Origin of the sequence: Marinomonas pontica (assembly GCF_026191375.1) — a bacterium.
In the GTDB taxonomy this organism is placed as follows: Bacteria; Pseudomonadota; Gammaproteobacteria; order Pseudomonadales; family Marinomonadaceae; genus Marinomonas; species Marinomonas pontica.
On record NZ_JAODTL010000034.1, the window covers coordinates 23,876 to 30,089 of the forward strand.

At 43.5% G+C, this 6,214-nt stretch carries 7 protein-coding genes; all 7 read right to left on the reverse strand.

Going from position 1 to position 6,214, the window contains the following annotated elements:
- Nucleotides 1-124: 124 nt before the first annotated feature.
- The 7 genes from N5P32_RS08280 to N5P32_RS08305 all read right to left on the reverse strand — a co-directional run bounded on the left by N5P32_RS08280 (nt 125) and on the right by N5P32_RS08305 (nt 6,091).
- The gene (locus tag N5P32_RS08280; RefSeq protein ID WP_265728622.1) at nt 125-757 is read right to left on the reverse strand and encodes a response regulator transcription factor; all 633 of its coding nucleotides are present in this window, start codon (nt 755-757) and stop codon (nt 125-127) included.
- Nucleotides 758-780: 23 nt separating this feature from the next.
- Complete coding sequence (locus tag N5P32_RS08285) at nt 781-2,136, reverse strand: cache domain-containing protein (protein ID WP_265728623.1); 1,356 nt, start codon at nt 2,134-2,136, stop codon at nt 781-783.
- Between the two features lie 132 nt (nt 2,137-2,268).
- The gene (locus tag N5P32_RS08290) at nt 2,269-3,558 is read right to left on the reverse strand and encodes a TRAP transporter large permease (protein WP_265728624.1); all 1,290 of its coding nucleotides are present in this window, start codon (nt 3,556-3,558) and stop codon (nt 2,269-2,271) included.
- A gap of 32 nt (nt 3,559-3,590) precedes the next feature.
- On the reverse strand, nt 3,591-3,794 hold the full coding sequence (locus N5P32_RS17980; protein ID WP_322783841.1) for a hypothetical protein: 204 nt from the start codon (nt 3,792-3,794) through the stop codon (nt 3,591-3,593).
- On the reverse strand, nt 3,760-4,131 hold the full coding sequence (locus tag N5P32_RS08295; protein WP_322783842.1) for a TRAP transporter small permease subunit: 372 nt from the start codon (nt 4,129-4,131) through the stop codon (nt 3,760-3,762). Before N5P32_RS08295 ends, N5P32_RS17980 begins: the two co-directional genes overlap by 35 nt.
- 56 nt (nt 4,132-4,187) lie before the next feature.
- Nucleotides 4,188-5,273 (reverse strand): TRAP transporter substrate-binding protein, encoded by a 1,086-nt coding sequence (locus tag N5P32_RS08300; protein WP_265728625.1) that lies wholly within the window; start codon nt 5,271-5,273, stop codon nt 4,188-4,190.
- 152 nt (nt 5,274-5,425) lie between these two features.
- A complete protein-coding gene (locus tag N5P32_RS08305; protein WP_265728626.1) occupies nt 5,426-6,091 on the reverse strand; it encodes a GDSL-type esterase/lipase family protein in 666 nt (221 codons plus the stop codon).
- Nucleotides 6,092-6,214: the final 123 nt, after the last annotated feature.

Sequence of the window (6,214 nt, forward strand, 5' to 3'; positions counted from 1 at the left end):
CAATCAAACACCATCAACCCCAATCAAACAAAATCATGCCCTCTAAAATTGCCTCTATTTGCGCTTTTAACACCTCATATTTTGGGTGAGGTAACAATCCTTAAAAGGTCAATTTAACCCTAAATCAGTCAATCAAATGTTGTGCCAACGCATATTTTATCAAGCCTGCCGAGGTATAAATATCTAACTTGTTTTTTATATTCTGTCGGTGCGTTTCCACCGTTCTCACGCTGATATTCAATGCCTGCGCAATCTCTTTATTGGATAAACCAATGGCCAGCTCTTTCAGAACGGCGGTTTCTCGCTTGGTTAATTCTTCACACGGTGTGGAGGAGGATGCGAGCGAGAAGAGCGAGTCGGATGCGCCTGAACTAAAATACGTTCCGCCTTGATACACGGTATTAATCGCTTGCACCAACTCTTCAGAAGACACATCTTTTAGCACGTATCCGTTTGCACCTGATTGCACTAAGGACAAAATATACTCTTTATCATTGTGCATACTGAGCATCAGTATTTTGACGTTTGGCTGCTCCACTTTAAAACGTTTGGTTGCTTCTAGACCATTTAACACTGGCATAGAAACGTCCATTAATATCAAATCAGGCTGCGTTTGCTTGGCTTTTTCCAGCGCTTCCAAGCCATTTGAAGCCGTTGCGATAATGTCGATATTGCCTTCCAGTTCCAAGCGAGCTTGCAGCCCGTCCAGCACCAAAATATGATCATCGACCAAAAGAACTCGAATATTTTTTGTCATTATTGTCTCGTTTCGCTCATGGGTTATGCGCGTTGTTCTAGTGGCAACAGTGCGTGTATTTTTGTACCTTTGCCCCGTTGTGATTCCAGCATGAAATCACCACCAATCAATTCTAGCCGCTCTCGCATGTTGATCAGACCAATCCCTGCTGTCAGTTCCGATTTGTGTGAAAAGCCTTTGCCATCGTCCAAGCATTCAAACTCAACGTGTCGATAAGACTGGGTGACTTGCAGCGAAATGTGTTTGGCTTGTGCGTGCTTTTCAATATTGGTCAATGACTCTTGCGTCAAGCGGTAAACTGTCATTTCAATTTCATCCGGTAAGGTAGAGGAAACCTCAAAACGATACGTAACTTGCACACCCGTTCTTTCCATAAACTGGTCAATTAAGGCTTTTAATGCGGTATCTAATCCTAAGTCGTCCAACAGCGTTGGTCTTAAATTGTGTGAAATTTGCCGCACTTCACTGATTGTTTGATTCATCAATTCACCGGCTTTTATCAGCTCTTGATGGATGACATCTTTGTCATGATCGCGCTTCAATTTGTTGCCCGCCAGCTCAATGCGAAACTTACAGCTCACCAACAATTGATTAATGCCGTCGTGAAGCTCTCGCGAAAAGCCCCGTCGTTCATTGACCTGAAAACGCATAAAGCGCTGAGCAAGCTCTTTTAATCTTGAGTCAGCCAGCTTGTGCTCATGCAAGTTTATCGCCAATCCCAATAAGATAACCAACACCACGGTCACCACAACAACAGCGATCACCGTAAAAAAGCTGCGCTCTATATTGTCGTTCATGATGGCTTTGGTTTTTGCCAGCTCCGCGTAAATATCGTCCAGATACAAACCCGTCCCCATGATCCAGTTCCAACGATTAATCGCCTCCACGTAGCCCAGTTTGTCCTCTTGCTTCATCTGTGGCGGCTTTTCCCAAATATAGCGATGGTAGCCTCCACCTGCCTGTGCAGCGCGAATCAGCCCCTGAATTAAGTAGTTACCAGTGCGATCCTGAAAATCCCAAAGGTTTTTTCCGACAAAATCAGGCTGAGTAGGATGAACCAAATTCACCCCTGTCATTTCATAGGCAAAGAAATAGCCATCGTCTTCATAGCTGAGTCCCGCCAGAATTTTTTTGACTTGCGTCTGTGCTTCGACATCGCTCAGTGCCGTGTCTTCTAAAATGGGACGAATCGCTGACATGGCGATATTGACGTGGTTTTTTAGTGCCAGTTTTTTTGCATTGACCAAATTAAACTCGTAAATGGACAGCTCTTGCGAGGCTAGGTCACGAGCAGACTGAAAACCCAAATAGGTGATGATGGCGGTCGCGACAATCAATGGCGCCACAGCCAGTAAGATAATTTTGCTTTTTAACCCCACAAAGAAAGACCTTTTTTATTATTTTTGAGCCCGAGCTTCCCGGCAACATAGAGTAATCAGCGGCATAGAAAGGCCAACAAAAAAGCGGGAAATCATCCCCGCTTCTTTTTCGACTGCTTAGGCTCTTATAGATTAGTTCATTCCATACCATTCAGGAAAGACCATAATGCTGATCAAAACGAGGATCTGGATCAATATAAATGGCATTACGCCCTTATAAATATCCACAGTACGTATTGAACTCGGTGCTACCCCTTTTAAGTAGAATAAACTAAAGCCAAAAGGCGGGGTTAAGAACGACGTCTGTAAATTCATCGCAATCAAGATCGCAAACCACACCATGTTAATGCCTAACGCTTCAGCCACAGGCGCCAATATAGGAACGATGATAAAAGCAATCTCAACAAAATCGATGAAGAAGCCCAGTATTAAAATGGCAATCATCGCTAGAATAATAAAGCCCCATTTCTCACCTGGAAGATTCAGTAAGACTTCTTCCACGATGGCATCGCCACCCGTGTAGCTAAACGCCATTGAGAACGCGGTTGCCCCCATCAATATCGCAAACACCATCGCCGTAACTTTGACGGTTTCTAATCCGCTGTCATAAAGCATTTTCCAGCTGAATTGACGATACAGCAGAGCCAATACAATAGCGCCCATGCCACCCAATGCGGAAGATTCCGTTGGCGTTGCAATACCGGTAAAAATAGACCCAAGTACAATAAGCACCAACGCTAATGGTGGAATAATGGCTTTCAGAGCACTAATAACCTGTTGCGCACGTGTTTCATCCCCCAAGTCTTGAGGCATCGCTGGCGCCATATCGGGCTTCAAAAAGGTCAGGATCAAGATATAAACAATGTAGCAGCCAATCAAAATCATGCCTGGGAAAAGCGCAGCATGAAACAAATCGCCAACAGGAATGCCTAAAACATCCCCCAAAATGATCAAAATAATAGACGGCGGGATAATTTGTCCCAAGGTACCAGACGCACAAATAGTGCCGCACGCTAACGATTTGTTGTATTTGTATTTCAGCATAACCGGCAAGGAAATTAGCCCCATTGCCACCACACTCGCGCCAACCACGCCAGTCGATGCGGCTAAGAGCGCCCCCACTAAAATAGTCGAAATCGCTAAACCGCCACGAACACCACCAAACAGTTTGCCCATGGCCTCTAATAACTGCTCTGCTAGCCTCGTCTTTTGTAACACAATACCCATGAATACAAACAATGGCACAGCCATCATCACCGTATTTTCCATGTAGCTTTGAATGCGGAACGGCATAAAAGCGAACATGTCAAAACCTTCGGCAAACACACCAAAGATAAGCGCTATACCACCAAAGGTAAAAGCCACAGGAAACCCTAGTAACAACATCACCAGAGCAACAAAGAACATGATTATTCCAATCATAAAAAACCTATAAACTTAAAATGGAAACAGAATCAATGTTGAATAGGCGGATGTGAAAAACCGTCTTTACTGACGCCCCGCAATGCATTGATACAGCGAATCATCATTCCTAAACCACTGATGGTCATAGAGAAAAAGGCAAAAGGAATAACCGCTTTTATAATCCAGCGATAAGGCAAACCACCCGGATCACCACTGGTTTCACCAAAGCGTAAAAGCCTCGTAAGAAAATCCAATGCCGTAATAACCAACCAACAAAGTAAAAGGCAAAAGAAAAAACACGCAACCACATAAGTCAATCCATGCTTTACCACGGATGGATAGGTTCTCGTAAATCAAATCAACACGCACATGACCGCCATGTTGAATACCATATGGTATGCCTAACAGAAAAATCGCCGCATACAAATGCCACTCTAATTCTTGCATGCCAATCGACACGTCATTAAAGGCGTAACGCATCAACACATCGTAAAAAACATTACACAGCAAGATAAGAAACAATACGGTAGAGACGACACCGAGTAGATTTGAAAAACGAGCAATGCCTCGTTCTAGGTGGATTAAAAACATTTCGAACTCCTAGAAAAAATCGGACAGATGCCAATCATCTGTCCGATTTAGAGGTTTTATTCCGCTAAGCTATCGACACTATCAAGGTAGGCACGATCAGAAATATTGGTCCAGACACGTACTTTTTTCATGTACGCGGCTTGGGATTCCAAAATTTCTTTCGCTAAAGGATCTTCGGCCGCTTTTTCGTCTAGCAGCTCTTGGTTGGCTTTTTTCATTGCCACCAATACTTCTTTAGGGAAGGTTTTCACTTGGACATTTGGGTATTCCGTTTTCATTGTCGCCCAGTTTTCAGCGCTTTCATGATAAGACTGGATATACATGTCGTAGGAAGCCAATTTCATCGAAGTACGAAGAATTTCACGAAGATCGTCAGGTAGCTTTTTCCAAGTACGTTCGTTCACTAGGAATTGCAACTCGGTTGCTGGCTCATGCCATCCCGTGTAGTAGTACGGTGCGATTTTATGGAAGCCCATTCGTAAATCAAGAGAAGGTCCAACCCATTCCAACGCATCAATTGTACGACGCTCAAGCGCCGTGTATAGCTCACCTGCGGCAATGTTAGTCGGCTTAGCACCTAACTTCGCTAGAACTTCACCAGCAAAGCCAGGAATACGCATCTTCAGGCCTTGAAGGTCATCAAGCGAGTTGATCTCTTTTTGGAACCAACCGCCCATTTGGTTACCTGTGTTACCGCCAGGGAAGGACAACAGGCCAAACGGCTGATATACCTTCTGCATCAGTTCCATACCACCACCGTAATAGAACCAACCGTATTGTTCCGGTGTGATCATGCCAAATGGCATTGTTGTAAAGTACAGAGTATTAGGGACTTTGCCTTTCCAATAATAGGATGCCGAGTGACCCATATCATATTGACCAGAACGAACCATATCAAACACACCCAAAGGCGCTTTGTGTTTGTTGGCGGAGTCGATAGTGATTTTTAAACGTCCATTAGACATTTCATCGGCGATACGCGCCATATTTCGTGGGGCATCACCAAAGATAGGAAAATTAGATGCCCAAGTTTCAGCCATCTTCAACTTATAAACTTTTTCTGCAGCAAGAGCAGGCAAAGAAAAAGCACTTAAAGCAACTGCGGTTGCAGCGACTAGCGTTGTGAGTTTTAAGGATTTCATTGTTTTTATCATCCTGTGGTCTTATTTTTTGTTATTTAAGATCGAGCAGGGGTGATAATCGCGCGGATAGAAAGTGCAAACAATTCGTACGAATACCGAATTGTAAGGTGGAAACTACGCATTGAAAGTAAGTATTTTTACGTAGATGTAAATCAGCTTTCTGACATAAGCCTAGCAATAGTCGGCTCAATCGCCTCAGCAAAAATTTGATACTGATTACGATTAGGGTGCAGAAAGTCGTTCATAATATCACTGGTCAAGCGCCCTTCTTCATCGAGAAAGCAGTGATTGATATTAAGAAAAGATACCTGATCATTGTCGCCAAACGAGCAAATGCGTTGGTTCACCTCTTCATTCAAAACTCTTAGTTTTTGGGTTGGTTTAGCGCTACGCGGAAATATTGCCAACAGTAGGATATTAGTCGTGGGAAGCTTTTCCACCAATAAAGATAAAATCCGCTTAATCCCTTCTGCAGTGTCTTCCGCACTGTCCATTCGGTGGCCAGTGTTATTGGTGCCAATCAATAAAATCAATAGCTTAGGTTGAATGTTATCGATTTCTCCATGCAAGAGTCGCCATAAAACATTCTCTGTTCTATCGCCATTGAAGCCAAGGTTCAATGCTTGCCTTGATTTATAAAAAGCATCCCACACAAGCGCCCCTTCTGTTTCCCATGCTTGCATAATAGAGTCTCCAAGAAACACCAAATCTACCTGCTCCATGGACGCGCTTTCGGCAAGCTTACGTTCATGTCGAGGTAGCCACCAAATGGCATCCTGTTGAGCTGGCAGCACAGCCAATGCGTCTTGTTTAATCATACTGAGAGTTACTCTTTCTAGATAATGTGATTCGTCTTTTAATAGACAAACCTATCATAGAATATTCCAATAAAAACAAAATAGAGTCGGAGTAAGTAAAACGAAGGAAAAATGAATATTCGC

Coding starts and splice junctions, on each gene's coding strand:
- N5P32_RS08290 (WP_265728624.1), bottom strand. CDS start 3,558: ATGATTGGAATAATCATGTTCTTTGTTGCTCTGGTGATGTTGTTACTA.
- N5P32_RS08295 (WP_322783842.1), bottom strand. CDS start 4,131: ATGTTTTTAATCCACCTAGAACGAGGCATTGCTCGTTTTTCAAATCTA.
- N5P32_RS08300 (WP_265728625.1), bottom strand. CDS start 5,273: ATGAAATCCTTAAAACTCACAACGCTAGTCGCTGCAACCGCAGTTGCT.
- N5P32_RS08305 (WP_265728626.1), bottom strand. CDS start 6,091: ATGATTAAACAAGACGCATTGGCTGTGCTGCCAGCTCAACAGGATGCC.
- N5P32_RS08280 (WP_265728622.1), bottom strand. CDS start 757: ATGACAAAAAATATTCGAGTTCTTTTGGTCGATGATCATATTTTGGTG.